The sequence below is a fragment of the Pseudochrobactrum sp. AO18b genome (assembly GCF_000409565.1).
Lineage (GTDB): Bacteria > Pseudomonadota > Alphaproteobacteria > Rhizobiales > Rhizobiaceae > Pseudochrobactrum > Pseudochrobactrum saccharolyticum.
On record NZ_ANNO01000479.1, the window covers coordinates 1 to 14,143 of the forward strand.

At 51.8% G+C, this 14,143-nt stretch carries 12 protein-coding genes; all 12 read right to left on the bottom strand.

Going from position 1 to position 14,143, the window contains the following annotated elements; translation table 11 throughout:
- Positions 1–1,245: ATP-dependent Clp protease ATP-binding subunit ClpX (gene clpX / locus A918_RS0117770; protein ID WP_022712350.1), on the bottom strand; the 1,245-nt coding region annotated here is incomplete at its 3' end.
- A 345-nt stretch (positions 1,246–1,590) separates the two neighbouring features.
- Positions 1,591–2,217, bottom strand: coding sequence for an ATP-dependent Clp protease proteolytic subunit (locus A918_RS0117775; RefSeq protein ID WP_022712351.1), 627 nt, complete (start codon positions 2,215–2,217; stop codon positions 1,591–1,593).
- 182 nt (positions 2,218–2,399) lie between these two features.
- Entirely contained in the window at positions 2,400–3,821 is a 1,422-nt protein-coding gene (gene hflX, locus A918_RS20990; protein WP_084664901.1) for a GTPase HflX, read from the bottom strand.
- Between the two features lie 263 nt (positions 3,822–4,084).
- The gene (gene hfq / locus A918_RS0117785; protein ID WP_022712353.1) at positions 4,085–4,321 is read right to left on the bottom strand and encodes an RNA chaperone Hfq; all 237 of its coding nucleotides are present in this window, start codon (positions 4,319–4,321) and stop codon (positions 4,085–4,087) included.
- Positions 4,322–4,683: 362 nt separating this feature from the next.
- The gene (locus tag A918_RS0117790) at positions 4,684–5,487 is read right to left on the bottom strand and encodes a capsular polysaccharide synthesis protein (protein WP_028233973.1); all 804 of its coding nucleotides are present in this window, start codon (positions 5,485–5,487) and stop codon (positions 4,684–4,686) included.
- Between the two features lie 29 nt (positions 5,488–5,516).
- On the bottom strand, positions 5,517–6,893 hold the full coding sequence (trkA, locus tag A918_RS0117795; RefSeq protein ID WP_022712354.1) for a Trk system potassium transporter TrkA: 1,377 nt from the start codon (positions 6,891–6,893) through the stop codon (positions 5,517–5,519).
- A 2-nt stretch (positions 6,894–6,895) separates the two neighbouring features.
- The gene (locus tag A918_RS0117800; RefSeq protein WP_022712355.1) at positions 6,896–8,257 is read right to left on the bottom strand and encodes a sigma-54 dependent transcriptional regulator; all 1,362 of its coding nucleotides are present in this window, start codon (positions 8,255–8,257) and stop codon (positions 6,896–6,898) included.
- A 93-nt stretch (positions 8,258–8,350) separates the two neighbouring features.
- Complete coding sequence (locus tag A918_RS0117810) at positions 8,351–10,603, bottom strand: PAS domain-containing sensor histidine kinase (protein WP_022712357.1); 2,253 nt, start codon at positions 10,601–10,603, stop codon at positions 8,351–8,353.
- A 93-nt stretch (positions 10,604–10,696) separates the two neighbouring features.
- On the bottom strand, positions 10,697–11,101 hold the full coding sequence (locus A918_RS0117815) for a hypothetical protein (protein WP_022712358.1): 405 nt from the start codon (positions 11,099–11,101) through the stop codon (positions 10,697–10,699).
- A gap of 78 nt (positions 11,102–11,179) precedes the next feature.
- Positions 11,180–12,586 (bottom strand): nitrogen regulation protein NR(I), encoded by a 1,407-nt coding sequence (gene ntrC, locus A918_RS0117820; protein ID WP_051139091.1) that lies wholly within the window; start codon positions 12,584–12,586, stop codon positions 11,180–11,182.
- 109 nt (positions 12,587–12,695) lie between these two features.
- Positions 12,696–13,817 (bottom strand): nitrogen regulation protein NR(II), encoded by a 1,122-nt coding sequence (locus A918_RS0117825; RefSeq protein ID WP_022712360.1) that lies wholly within the window; start codon positions 13,815–13,817, stop codon positions 12,696–12,698.
- Positions 13,817–14,143, bottom strand: a 327-nt coding sequence (locus A918_RS0117830; RefSeq protein WP_022712361.1) for a tRNA-dihydrouridine synthase, incomplete at its 5' end; no start/stop codon positions are given. The genes A918_RS0117825 and A918_RS0117830, both read right to left, overlap by 1 nt.

Genomic DNA, 14,143 nt, shown 5'->3' on the forward strand with positions numbered 1-14,143 from the left:
ACGGTCGCCATAGATGTAAAGCGGCTGCGCTTTGCCATCCACGACTTCGCCGGAAATAACCACTTCCTGAACACCTTCCAGTGTCGGCAGGTCAAACATGGTATCAAGCAGGATTTTTTCCATGATCGAACGCAGACCACGGGCACCGGTCTTACGCTCTACCGCACGGCCAGCAATTGCCAGCAGCGCATCTTCATGGAATGTCAGTTCAACATTTTCCATCTCGAACAGACGCTGATACTGCTTCACCAGAGCATTTTTCGGCTCAGACAGGATCTTGACCAGAGAGGCCACATCCAGATCTTCCAGTGTCGCAATAACCGGCAGACGACCGACAAATTCCGGAATAAGACCGAATTTCACCAGATCTTCCGGCTCCAGCTCGTGGAAAATCGCACCGATACGGCGTTCATCCGGCGCTTTTACAGTCGCGCTGAAGCCAATGGAGGTCTTTTCGCCACGGGACGAAATAATCTTGTCGAGACCGGCAAATGCACCACCGCAAATGAACAGAATGTTCGTTGTGTCCACCTGCAGGAATTCCTGCTGCGGATGCTTGCGTCCGCCCTGCGGCGGTACGGAAGCCACAGTGCCTTCCATGATCTTCAGCAGAGCCTGCTGTACGCCCTCACCGGATACGTCACGGGTAATCGACGGATTATCGGCCTTACGACTGATTTTATCCACTTCGTCGATATAGACGATACCGCGCTGCGCACGCTCGACATTGTAGTCGGCAGCCTGCAACAGCTTGAGAATGATATTTTCAACATCTTCACCGACATAACCGGCTTCGGTCAGTGTCGTGGCATCAGCCATGGTGAACGGCACATCAATGATGCGCGCCAATGTCTGTGCCAGATAGGTCTTACCGCAACCGGTAGGGCCAACCAGAAGAATATTGGATTTTGCCAGTTCAACATCACCGCTCTTTGGCTGGTTAGCCAGACGCTTGTAGTGATTATGAACCGCAACCGACAGAACACGCTTGGCATGGCTCTGACCGATGACGTAATCATCGAGAACCGCCATAATTTCCTGCGGGGTCGGAACGCCTTCACGCGACTTCACCATCGAGGATTTGTTTTCCTCGCGGATGATGTCCATGCAAAGCTCGACGCACTCATCACAGATAAAAACGGTCGGCCCCGCAATCAGCTTGCGCACCTCATGCTGGCTTTTTCCGCAAAAGGAGCAATAGAGCGTATTTTTGGAATCGCCACCGCCGTTGCTGACTTTGCTCATCGCAGTTTCCTTTCAGTAATGGCCGCCCGCTGTCCGCAACAGGCACCAAGTTCTAACCGTTATGTCTTCCCGACCGAAACCGACATGAACGGCAGTCGTCTTTTTAGGCACAAGACCCAAACAATCACTTAACACAGCATTCAGCATAAACAGGCAAAAGACAGTTTTACAACCTGTCTACCGCACTGTTTTATGCGACAGTACAGTAAAAGCGGTAATGGCAGAAAAAATGTGGCTAAAATTATACAATGCCGAAGATTTCTGCCGGAAAACCACTTGTCACGAAATTCCGGTCTTCAGAAAACTGATCCGTTTTTCAGGCAAAACGGATCAGAATCCGGTTTATCAGTCTTTCTTTTCGCCGAGATCGCGTGATTCGATCACTTTATCGATCAGGCCGAATTCGAGCGCTTCCTGAGCGGTCATGAAATGATCGCGGTCGAGAGTACGCTCGATGGTTTCATAATCACGGCCGGTATGTTTGACGTAGATTTCATTGAGGCGGCGCTTCATCTTGATGATATCCTGCGCATGACGCTCGATATCGGAAGCCTGCCCCTGAAAACCGCCGGATGGCTGGTGAACCATGATACGCGCATTCGGCAGTGCCAGACGCTGACCGGTTGCACCGGCTGTCAGCAGCAGCGAGCCCATGGATGCCGCCTGACCCATGCAGAGCGTAGAAACCGGAGGCTTGATGAACTGCATCGTGTCATAAATTGCCATGCCGGAAGTGACCACGCCACCTGGCGAATTGATGTACATTTCAATCGGCTTGTTCGGGTTTTCCGCTTCAAGGAACAGAAGCTGCGCGCAGATCAGCATAGCCATGCCGTCTTCAACCGGACCGTTCACGAAAATCACGCGTTCTTTCAGAAGACGCGAGAAAATATCATAGGCCCGCTCACCGCGTGCAGTCTGCTCAACCACCATCGGGACCAGATTCATAACGGTTTCAATTGGATCTCTCATCATTAACTGCCTTTGGCTATCGGAGAACGGAGCGAAACACTGCCGTCAGGATTCGTAATACTCAATACATAGGGCGAGGCGTACCCGTTTCGCAAGGTGTTGCGCTATAAACGCCCTATTCCGCCCCTGTCTAATCTTTCATGCTTACCGAAATCTAAATGACGGCAGACTGCTGCACATCCTTAGCTGCGTTTTGTTACGGAAGCATATTTATCGCGGAATTTCTGCGCGGAACCAGCGGTCATATCCACATCGATAATCACCGAACCGTCTTCCTCATCCTGACGACGCACATTGCTGCCATGACGGTAAATCCAGTCAATCAGACCGAACTGATCCGGCTGCAGGCTGACCTGCACCTTTTCCATCGCACCGGAAATACGGCTTTCGATCAAAGCCAGCAATTCAGGCGTACCCTGCCCCGTCAGCGCAGACAGCGGCAAAGGCCGTGCATCTTCATGACTGCCGCTGCTCAGATTTTCCGCGCTGTCCTGCATCGGCTCGCTCAAACGGTCGATCTTGTTCCAGAGTTCAATGACACGCTCATCGCCTTTTTTAATGCCGAGACCACTGAGAATTGTCTCCACATCCTCAGCCTGCGCCGCATTGTCAGGGTCAGACATATCACGCACATGCAGGATCAGATCAGCCTCAATTACCTCTTCCAGTGTCGCCTTAAATGCGGCCACCAGATGGTGCGGCAGGTTGGAGATGAAACCAACCGTATCGGACAGGATAATCATATCGCCATGCGGCAGGCGCAGACGACGCAAAGTCGGATCAAGCGTGGCAAAAAGCATATCTTCCGCCAGCACATCGGCACCGGTCAGACGATTGAACAAAGTAGACTTGCCCGCATTGGTATAGCCAACCAGTGCAATCACCGGATGCGGCACCTTACGGCGTTTTTGGCGATGTAGCTGGCGGGTACGTACAACCGTATCCAACTCGCGTTTGATCCGCAGGATTTTCTCCTGCAGCATACGCCGGTCGGCCTCGATCTGAGTTTCACCCGGACCACCCATAAAGCCGCCACCACCACGCTGACGCTCCAAGTGCGTCCAGCTGCGAACCAGACGGCCTTTCTGATAGTTCAGATGTGCCAGCTCAACCTGCAGACTACCCTCACGGGTCTGCGCGCGGCGGCCGAAAATTTCCAAAATCAGACCGGTACGGTCGATGACTTTGACCTTCCATTCGCGCTCAAGATTGCGCTGTTGTACCGGTGTCAGCGGATGATCGACAATCACCAGCTCGATTTCTTCACGCTCGATGCGTTCGGCAATATCCTCAACCTTACCCGTGCCAAGCAAAGTGGCCGGACGCGGCTGGGAGGTCTGCACCAGAAAACTGTCGATAATTTTCAGATCAATCGCCCGTGCAAGTCCCGCAGCTTCTTCAAGCCGCGCCTCATCACTCCGGCGATATTTCGGGCGCTCGCTCTCATCCTGATCGACGACCAGCGCGTAACGTTCCGGCAAAATCGGCACAACAACAAAAGCCCGTGTATCTTCTACTTTTGTTGTGAAAGGCTTTCTGCTGCTTTTCTGTTTGGCGCCGTCATCATAATTATCATCGAATGATAATTCATATGTTTCTGGCATCTCTGTTTCTGGCGTCAGATCAGCTGCCGGATCATTGCGTTTTTTCAAATGTGTATCCTGATTTATGTATCGCCATAACCGGTCATCTTTGTCCGGAACGGCTTCTGTTCCCATCAGATAATCATCAGGGCTGCCTGCATCAATGAGCGCGCCTCAGATAATTATTCCCGTATTTACAAACAAATATATCCGCAGGCCTTGAGGCACTGCGGATATAAAAACATTCCGAAATTTCAGCAAACAGTCGTAATGACCTGTAATGCTTACTCTTCTTCGCCTTCAAACATCTGCACAGGCTGACTTGGCATAATGGTTGAGATGGCATGTTTATATACCAGCTGTGAATGTCCGTCACGACGCAGCAAGACACAGAAGTTATCAAAGGATGTGACAATACCTGTCAGCTTAACGCCATTAATCAAAAAGATCGTCAGAGAGATTTTTTGCTTACGTACAGAATTCAGAAAGAGATCCTGAAGATTTTGCGATCGTTCAGCCATTTTTTTATTCCTTTATTTCGATCCGCAACCAGCACTGATTTCGGGGAGACATCCACCCTGTTTACAAATATGCCGCCTGAAGCGCATAGCCCGTAAACAGTTCATTTCCGAAGAAACAGCAGAAAAACTTCCCCTGTCATCCGGTTTTATCATCTGCCCCAGATATTGCACCTGTATATTGATACAGAATCAATAGTTGCGGGAATAATCCCACATTCCGCAAAGGGTTAACAGGCCGCTATTTTTTGCGCAACGTCAAAATGTTGTATGCTGCCGGATGATTAGCTGCCGCACAGTCAGAACTATGCCATTCAGGCCAAATATATTTTGTATCTGACCTGTATTCTGACAATTCATGACGCTTAATCAGCCTCCGTCAGCTCACCTGTCTGCTTCAGCATCCATTCATAAAAGCTGCCCTTACGCGCAACCAGCTCTTCCGGACTTTTGCGATGCACATGAAAGCCGATAAATTCAGGATGGTTCAGCGGTTCAAGACCATATTTCGGATCAAAAATGTTCAGGCAGTCACGCGCCGTCCAGTAGTAAAAACTTTCTTTGGGCGCCGCATCGTTGAAACAGCCATATTTCTTGGCCAGCCTTGAAATACCGTCATTGCCAAAAATGGTAATGCCGATCATTGCAGGGGTCACTTCCTTGCCGATAAGGCGGTACCAGAGCGGGCGTAGAACCCGTCTACGCAAACCGAGCCATTTCGGCAGCGGATAATCACCAGCCATATAAGCATCAAATTCGGCAATCACCGGATGATCGGGCGGGAAATACAAAGCCGAAACGCCAACGCGCTCCCTGTTTTCACGCGCCAGATAGGGTTTGGATGCATCCGGATGGAACTGCTTATGCAGATAGACATCCGTATCCAGCCACACGCCCTGACGATGCTTCATCAGATTGATGCGAAAAATATCGCTGAACTGAACAATCGTCAGATTATCTTTCAGGTTCGGAAAACCGGGATCAAGACGGCGAAATGATTCAATCGGCATGATCGTTGCAGCATCATGCTGCTCCACGCCTTCCGGCAGATTTTCGACGGGCTGATAGCTGAACAGCTTAACCCGTTGTCCGGTTCTGACCATGGAAGTCAGGCACATATGATCCACCGGCCGTAATTGGCTGCCGTACCAGAATGTACAAATATCCATAAAACATACTCAATTTTAAAATGAGGCGCTTAAAAGAAATCGAGACTCACGCGGAACATCTGTTCTACGTGCTTCACCGCATCACTTGTCGCAAACATCACTACGCGGTCATTGCGGCGAATATGCAGATCGCCATGCGGCTTAATAACTTTTCCGTCACGGTAAACCGCCCCCACCCGCAAACCGGCCGGCAGGTCGATATTGCGCAATGGCGCGCCGACTAATGGTGAAGTTTCAAGGGCTTCCGCCTCAATCAGCTCCGCCCGCCCGTCATAGACACTATGAACCGAGCGGATACGCCCGCGCCGCACCTGCTGCAAAATCTTGGAAATCGTCACATTTTTCGGACTGACGTAAGAATCAATACCAACCGTATGGATGAATTCCTGATAGGCAGAATTATTAATCAGCACCATATTCGACTTGCAGCCAAGGCGCTTGGCCATAATGCCGGACAGAATATTCGCCTGATCCTGATTGGTCAGTGCCACCATCAGATCAGCATCCTGAACTTCCGCCTCGCGCAGCAATTCCTGATCCAGCGCACTGCCGTTCAGAACAATCGTCTTATCCAACTCATCAGCCACAAAGGCTGAACGCTCACGATTATGTTCAATGATCTTCAGCCGCGTATGCGGCTGGCGCTCTTCCATCTTGTTCGCGACATAGAGCCCGATATTACCGCCACCGGCGATAATGATCCGCCGCGCCTCAGGTTTATCATGACCGAACAGGCCGAGCGTACGGCGCACCTGCTCTACCGTTGTCACCACATAGGCCAGATCGCCTGCAAGCAGATGATCCTCGGAATGCGGCACAAACAGCTTGTCATTACGCACCACGCCGACCACCGTTGACGGCAGATCAGGGAACAGATCAGTCAGCTGTTTCAGCGGCGTGTTGATGATCGGGCAGTCTTCCATACACTCAATGGCAAACGCGACCACTTTGTCATCGGCAAAGCGCAACACATCGGAAGCACCCGGCAAAGCGATACGACGCAGCACCATGTCGCCGACTTCCAGTTCCGGCGAGATCACCACATCGATCGGCATATTATCGCGCGAGAACATCTCCTGATACTGCTTTTGCAGATAGGTCTGCGCACGGATACGGGCAATTTTGGTCGGCACATTAAACAGCGAATGGGCAACCTGACAGGCCACCATATTGATCTCGTCGTAAAGCGTGACAGCGATAATCATATCCGCTTCATCGGCACCGGCCGCTTCCAGTACATCCGGATGCGAGCCGTGACCGACAAAACCACGCACATCAAGCAGATCACGCACGGCGTGGATCAGCTTTTCCGATGTATCAATCACCGACACATCGTTATGTTCCGCAGCGAGCCGCTCAGCAATACCGAAGCCGACCTGACCGGCACCGCAGATAATGATACGCATAATTACACTCCGAGCGACTTGAGTTTACGGTGCAGAGCGGAACGCTCCATACCCACAAACTCAGCCGTGCGTGAAATATTACCGCTGAAACGGTTGATCTGTGCGACCAGATATTCCTTTTCAAACATTTCACGCGCTTCGCGCAGTGGCAGCGCCATAATATGCTGATCGGAATCAGTCGGTGTGCGCGGCAGCGTGTCACCGATTTCTGCCGGCAGCAGATCAGCCGTTACCGGCGCATCCACATCATCGCCGCGCGCCAAAATCATCAGGCGTTCCACATTGTTACGCAGCTGACGCACATTGCCGGGCCAGCTATGGGATTGCAGAACCGCCATTGCATCATCGCTGATACGGCGCGGCTTGATACCGGCCTGTTCAGCCACCTGATTGATGAAGAAGGACACCAGCGACGGAATATCGTCGCGGCGCTGTGCCAGTGGCGGCACCTGCACCGGAACAACGGCCAGACGATGGAACAGATCTTCGCGGAACAGACCTTCGGCAATCATGCCTTCAAGATTCTGCGCGGTCGAAGAAATGATACGCACATCAACCTTCACACGCTTGGTTCCGCCAACACGTTCAAACTGCTGGTCAACCAGAACACGCAAAATCTTGTTCTGAGTTTCACGCGGCATATCGGCGATTTCGTCGAGATAGAGAATACCGCCATGCGCCTCTTCCAGTGCGCCGACCTTGCGTTCCCCGCCATCCATTTCGGTGCCGAAAAGCTCGATTTCCATACGTTCCGGTGTAATAGCAGCGGCATTTACAGTTACGAAAGGTCCGTTAGCACGGCTCGACTGTCCATGAATGGCACGTGCCACCATTTCCTTACCCGAACCCGAAGGGCCGGTAATCATGATACGGCTGTTGGTCGGTGCCACGCGTTCGATGGTCTGGCGCAACTGGTTCATCGCCAGCGAATTACCCAGCAGTTCGAATGTCTCACCGGAGCGTTTGCGTAAGTTAGAAACTTCGCGCTTAAGGTTTGATGTCTCCAATGCCCGCTCTGCCACGAGGATCAGACGATCTGCCTTGAACGGCTTTTCGATGAAATCATAAGCGCCGCGACGGATAGCCGAGACAGCAGTTTCAATATTACCGTGACCGGAGATCATCACCACCGGCAGATCCGGATGCAGTTTCTTGATTTCATCCAGCAATGCCAACCCGTCCAGACGGCTGCCCTGCAACCAGATATCCAGAAAAATCAGCCGCGGCACACGATCATTGATCGCGGCCAATGCGCTGTCCGCATCAAAAGCTGTGCGGGTTTCGTGACCTTCGTCGCTTAAAATACCAGCAACCAGATCACGGATGTCCGTTTCATCATCAACGACGAGAATATCAGAAGCCATTTAATCCACCTGCCTTGTTCCCATTATCCTGCAGATTTACCACAAAGTGATCTATCCGCAGGTATTTATCATTCAGCTGCCTGCATCTGTCTGTCATGCCTGCAACTCCTCATTTGTCTGTGTCCCTGCCATTTCCGGCGGTGTTGCAGGGAAAACCATACGGATCATCGCACCTCTGCCCTGATAGAAGTCAGCCGGTGCATCATGCAGTTCCATATGCCCGCCGTGATCCTCAACGATTTTTCTGACAATAGCGAGGCCAAGGCCGGTGCCTTTTTCACGCGTTGTCATATAAGGCTCCAGCAGCCGCTGCCGGTTATCACCGGGCAGGCCTTTGCCGTTATCAATCACTTCGACAATCAACTGATCCTTGTCCTGATAGGCTTTCAGCAGAATATGTCCGTGATAATTATCTTCATCAGTAACCGCTTCAATAGCCTCGCTGGCATTCTTGATAATGTTACCAAAAGCCTGTCCAAGCAGACGACTGTCAAAATGGCCATAAAGCGGCACTTCACTCAACTGCTGCTCAAAACTGATCTCACTGCGGCTGACTTCCACCAAGAATGCGGCTTCTTTCAGCGAATCCCGCAAATCAATGGTTTCCATTTTCGGCTTCGGCATCCGTGCAAAGGACGAGAATTCATCCACCATACGACCAATATCGCCGACCTGACGGACAATCGTTTCCACACACTGGTCGAAAACCTCACGATCTTCGGTAATAACCTTGCCATAACGGCGGCGGATACGCTCGGCAGAAAGCTGGATTGGTGTCAGCGGGTTCTTGATCTCATGGGCGATACGCCGCGCCACATCGGCCCATGCCGTTGAGCGCTGTGCCTGTACCAGATCAGTAATATCATCAATTGTAACCACATAGGAGCGTTCATCGCCCGTGCCGTCCTCAATCGTGATCTGCACATTGAAAGTACGGGTCAGCCCGCCGCGCATCATTGAGACCTGCTCGCGATAAACCGCGCGGCCGGAATCATGTGCCACTTCAAAGACCTGTCCGATTTCCGGAATATGCGTGCTCAGGCTGGTACCGATAACCTCATCCGGCTCAAGGCAGAACATCTGCTCTGCCGAGCGGTTGACGATATTAATCAGCCCCAGCGCATCCACCCCGATCACCGCGGCGGTAACACCGGACAACACAGCCTCGGAGAAGCGGCGGCGCTCATCAATCTGGTCTTTAGCGGCCAAAAGATCGGTGCGCTGGCTTTTCAGCTCGGCAACCATGTTATTGAAAGTGCCCGACAATGCGCCGAGATCACCATCGCTGGAGCGCACCGGCACGGAAATATCCAGATTACCGACAGCCACTTCATCAGCAGCACCGATCAGCTGGCGGATCGGCCGCACCAGACGGTCTGCCACAGCAATACCTGTCCAGATCGCCGGCAGCAAAACAATCAGCATCAGGCCGAAATAAAGCAGCGCAAAGATCACCTGCGTCGGGATGCGGTTCGCCTCCATATCCTGATAGCGCTTGGTGTTCGCCTCCATCAGACGCATGGAATCGAGAATTTGCGCATCAACAGCACGTACGGTGTAGAGATACACATCGGGTATCTCACGCATCTTGATAATCGCGCCAACGAAGTTGCTGGTCGGACCCGGCGGAATAATCACCGGATTGCCGTCCCGTGCTGTTTCAACCGCCTCAGACGGCGGTTGCGGCAGATTTGCGCCGCCCTGTTCGCTGCGCAAGGCAATCGAGCCGTCTTCGCGCAATAACTGCGCGCCGAGCAAACCGCGCCCCAGCGCCTGCAAGGTCATCAGCTGCACAAAACCGTTACGGTCGAGACTATAGAGCGTGCGTTGCGCATCCATGTCCTGCAACATGGAATAGGTCGTGCTTTGCAGGTTACGCGCGGTTTCATTGATATAACCATTGGCAAGGCTGATCGATGAATTGACGATATTGCGCGTATTGGTTTCAAACCAGCGATCCAGCCCGAGATTGAGCGTTACACTGGCAACAATCGCCACAACAATCGCCGGAACTGCTGCAATCAGCGAGAACAGCGCCACAATGCGCACATGCAAACGCGCGGCAGCGCGGCCATGACGCCGCGCCTGTGTGATGCGGAAAATCTCGCGGATAATCAGCGCCAGCAGGCTGACGACCAGCACCACATTGATGATGATGAGCGTCAGCGTCACATGCAGATCAGGAACAATCGGCGTGACGCCGATCATAATCAGAAAGGAGACAAGTGATGCAATAATCGACAGGACAACAATGATCACACCCGGCAGAGCCAGCAAACGTCTTTGTTCACTCACCCGTGCAGGTTTAAATTCGCGCAACCACTCAAGCAGACTCGTCTTATCCATTCCGTTAATCTATTATAAACCGTTGCCGTCATGCAACAGAATGTTGCACATATGCAACGTTATCGCTGTGCGAATTAAAATATAATAGCTTTATTAAAGGTCGCGAATTTCTTGGGATATAAATCTCAAAGTCATAGGTCTGCCAGCAACCGCTCCCCCCATACTTTCCGTAAATGGCACAGGTAATGACTTATTAAGCGCTTCTAAAATAGAAGCCACAAAGGCCTTGGAAAGCTCATCATTATTTATTTTTTCGGTAAAAGTTGTGCGTGGCTTGCCTATGAGAGTTCCATCGCGCCGCAGAGAAAATCGCAATGTAATACTCATACCCGCAGTTCCTTTCGGTGGTTGCCAGCACGCATAAAGAGCCGAAAACATTTCATTGATTGAATTCACCGGCTTACGATCATTACAACGCCTGTCTTCCGCAAAAGCAGCTACTGGAACTACAAACACAAGCGAAATCGATGCAAGCAGCAGCGTTCTTATAATACCCATAAAATATTTTCCCTATATATTATAATTACTTAAATACACCTCTTGAAATTTTTACTTTAAAAATCAAACAAATTTCCATCAACCCCTAAAAATATTGAGGTCGTGGTCGCGGATTTTTTTGCGCAGTGTATTGCGGTTCAAACCCAGCAATTCTGCGGCCTTGATCTGATTGCCGGATGTGGCTGTCAGGCTTGCAGCCAGCAGCGGATATTCAATCTCGTGCAAAATCCGGTCATAGAGCCCCTGCGGCGGCAGTTCACCGTTGAAGGAGGCGAAATACTGGCGCAGATAAATCTCCGTCGCCTCACGTAAGTTAGTGATCTGATCCGCTTTCAGCCCTGCTTCGTCAGTCTGTAATGACGGTGGCAGATGCTGCAATTCGTGACGAATAATCTCGGCATTGATCTCATCCTGCGGATAGAGTGCTGCAAGTCTGCGCACCAGATTTTCCAGCTCGCGCACATTACCGGGCCATGTGTAATGGCGCAGCGCAGCAAAGCCCTCGGCACTGATCTGCTTCGGCGGCAGACCTTCCTTTTCCACCAGCCGGAAGAAATGCTGCACCAGATCCGGCACATCCTCGCTGCGCTCACGCAATGGCGGCATACGCAGCGGCACCACATTGAGCCGGTAGTATAAATCCTCGCGGAACTGACCTTTGTGAATTGCTTTGAGCAAATCCTTATTGGTAGCAGCAACGATACGTACATCGGTTTTAATCGGCGTACGCCCGCCAACGGTCATATATTCGCCCTGCTGAAGCACGCGCAACAGACGCGTCTGCGCCTCCATCGGCATATCGCCGATTTCATCGAGAAACAATGTACCACCATTGGCCTGCTCAAAACGGCCTGAAAAACGCTGCTGCGCGCCGGTAAATGCCCCTTTTTCATGACCGAATAATTCAGATTCAATCAGATCACGCGGAATAGCTGCCATATTGATCGCCACAAACGGCCCGTTACGGCGGCGGCCATATTCATGCAAAGCGCGGGCAACCAGTTCTTTACCCGTACCGGACTCACCGGTGATCATCAGCGTCAGATCAGTCTGCATCATGCGTGCCAGCACACGATAGACATCCTGCATTGCAACTGAGCGACCAACGAGCGGCATATTCTCTGCTTGATCGTCCACGTCATGCTTTGCTTGCACCGGCTTTGGTTCGGACAGCGCACGACGCAGCAGACTTACCATTTCGCTCAGGTCAAAAGGCTTTGGCAGATAATCATAGGCACCGGCTTCCGAGGCGCGAATAGCAGTCATGAAAGTATTCTGCGCACTCATCACCACCACTGGCAGATCAGGCCGCGCTTTGCGGATGCGCGGCAGGATTTCGAACACCGACCCGTCCGGCATATTCACATCGCTGATAACCAGATCACCTTCGCCGCTCGTAATCAGCGCCCAAAGCGCCGCACGATTGCTGGCAAGGCGCACAGCATAACCTGCTCTGCTCAGCGCCTGATTAAGCACTGTGCGCATGGCTGCATCATCTTCAGCAACGATGATTACCGGTTCATTCAATGCCTCACCCCCCACATATATAAATATTATATTACATCACATTAGATAGATATTTTAATGTTTAAATTTAAACGACAGAACTGTCCTGTTTCCAGATAGGCAACAGAATACGAAAAATGGTTTTTCCGGAGAAACTTTCGCATTCAATCATGCCACCATGATCGGCAATGATCTTGGCAACCAAAGGCAAGCCCAGCCCCGAGCCATTGGTTTTGGTCGTGATAAACGGATCAAACAGGATCGGCAGAATATCCGGTGCGACACCGCCGCCATTATCAATCACGCAATATTCCAGCGGCAGAGACAGGCGCTCGCCCGTTGCCGGCACAATCATATGCATACCGGCTTTATAGGCAGAGGTCAGCAGGATCTCGCCCTTTCGCCCCGAGCGTTCTTCCGGCTCAATCGCTTCAGCCGCATTTTTAATCAGGTTGAGAAATACCTGTATCAGCTGATCCCGATTGCCCCAGACACGCGGCAGGGACGGATCATAATCCTCGCGGATTGTGACATGGGATGCAAAGCCGTGGCTCGCCAGCGTTTTAACATGACCCAGTACCGTATGCAGATTGACAGCAGAGCGCTCAATCGGACGTTCGTCGGAAAACACATTCATCCGGTCAACAAGCGCAACAATACGGTCAGCTTCATCACGGATCAGCTGTGTCAATTCGCAGTCGGACTCATTGGCAGCATCGCGAGCAGACATTTCCAGCAATTGCGCCGCACCGCGAATGCCTGAAAGCGGGTTCTTGATTTCATGCGCCAGCATTGCCGCCAGACCGGTAACAGAACGTGCCGCGCCGCGATGGCTCATCTGGCGATTGAGCTTCTCCGCCATGGCTGTTTCTTTAAACAGGATAACAACCTGATCCGGTATTTCACTGACCGGTGTTACCTGCACATCAACCATGCGCTCTGTGCCCATACGCGGCGACGACAGATCAATATGATATTCATTAACCGCTGTACCGCTTTGAATAACCTGCGCAATCAGTCCGATCAGCGGGCTTGCAGGCGGCAGAAAATAATTGAGACCATGACGCTTCAAGATTCCCGCACTGGAGCGGAAAAACACCTCAGCCTGCGCATTGGCATAAATAATCTGTCCCGCAGCATCCGCCATTATCACCGCTTGCGGCAATGTATTCAGCACATGATCGGACAAAGAGAATGCAGCAGCGTCCATCAGGCAGCATCCTTCAGGGATTTTGTCCCTGCGACCGGTGACAGGCCGGTAAAAATATCCGTAAGAATGTCTGATACTTCCTGCGCATTGCCTGAGGTCATCAGCGCCTTCTTGACCGTATCAGGGACACCCTCTGTATGGCGCTCCATATACCAGCCCAGATGTTTGCGGGCATGGCGGATACCGGTTTTCTCACCATAATGCTCCAGCATGGCGTGATAATGTGCGAGAATATAATCGCTGAGATTTTGCGGCGCAGCCTTAGCTTCATCACCGCGCAATTCATCTGCGACCTGTCCCGCCAGCCAAGGCTGGCCATAGGCTGC

Coding starts and splice junctions, on each gene's coding strand:
- ntrC (WP_051139091.1), bottom strand. CDS start 12,586: ATGCGCACAGTGCTTAATCAGGCGCTGAGCAGAGCAGGTTATGCTGTG.
- A918_RS0117775 (WP_022712351.1), bottom strand. CDS start 2,217: ATGAGAGATCCAATTGAAACCGTTATGAATCTGGTCCCGATGGTGGTT.
- A918_RS0117810 (WP_022712357.1), bottom strand. CDS start 10,603: ATGGATAAGACGAGTCTGCTTGAGTGGTTGCGCGAATTTAAACCTGCA.
- A918_RS0117815 (WP_022712358.1), bottom strand. CDS start 11,101: ATGGGTATTATAAGAACGCTGCTGCTTGCATCGATTTCGCTTGTGTTT.
- trkA (WP_022712354.1), bottom strand. CDS start 6,893: ATGCGTATCATTATCTGCGGTGCCGGTCAGGTCGGCTTCGGTATTGCT.
- hfq (WP_022712353.1), bottom strand. CDS start 4,321: ATGGCTGAACGATCGCAAAATCTTCAGGATCTCTTTCTGAATTCTGTA.
- A918_RS0117790 (WP_028233973.1), bottom strand. CDS start 5,487: ATGGATATTTGTACATTCTGGTACGGCAGCCAATTACGGCCGGTGGAT.
- A918_RS0117800 (WP_022712355.1), bottom strand. CDS start 8,257: ATGGCTTCTGATATTCTCGTCGTTGATGATGAAACGGACATCCGTGAT.
- A918_RS0117825 (WP_022712360.1), bottom strand. CDS start 13,817: ATGGACGCTGCTGCATTCTCTTTGTCCGATCATGTGCTGAATACATTG.
- hflX (WP_084664901.1), bottom strand. CDS start 3,821: ATGCCAGAAACATATGAATTATCATTCGATGATAATTATGATGACGGC.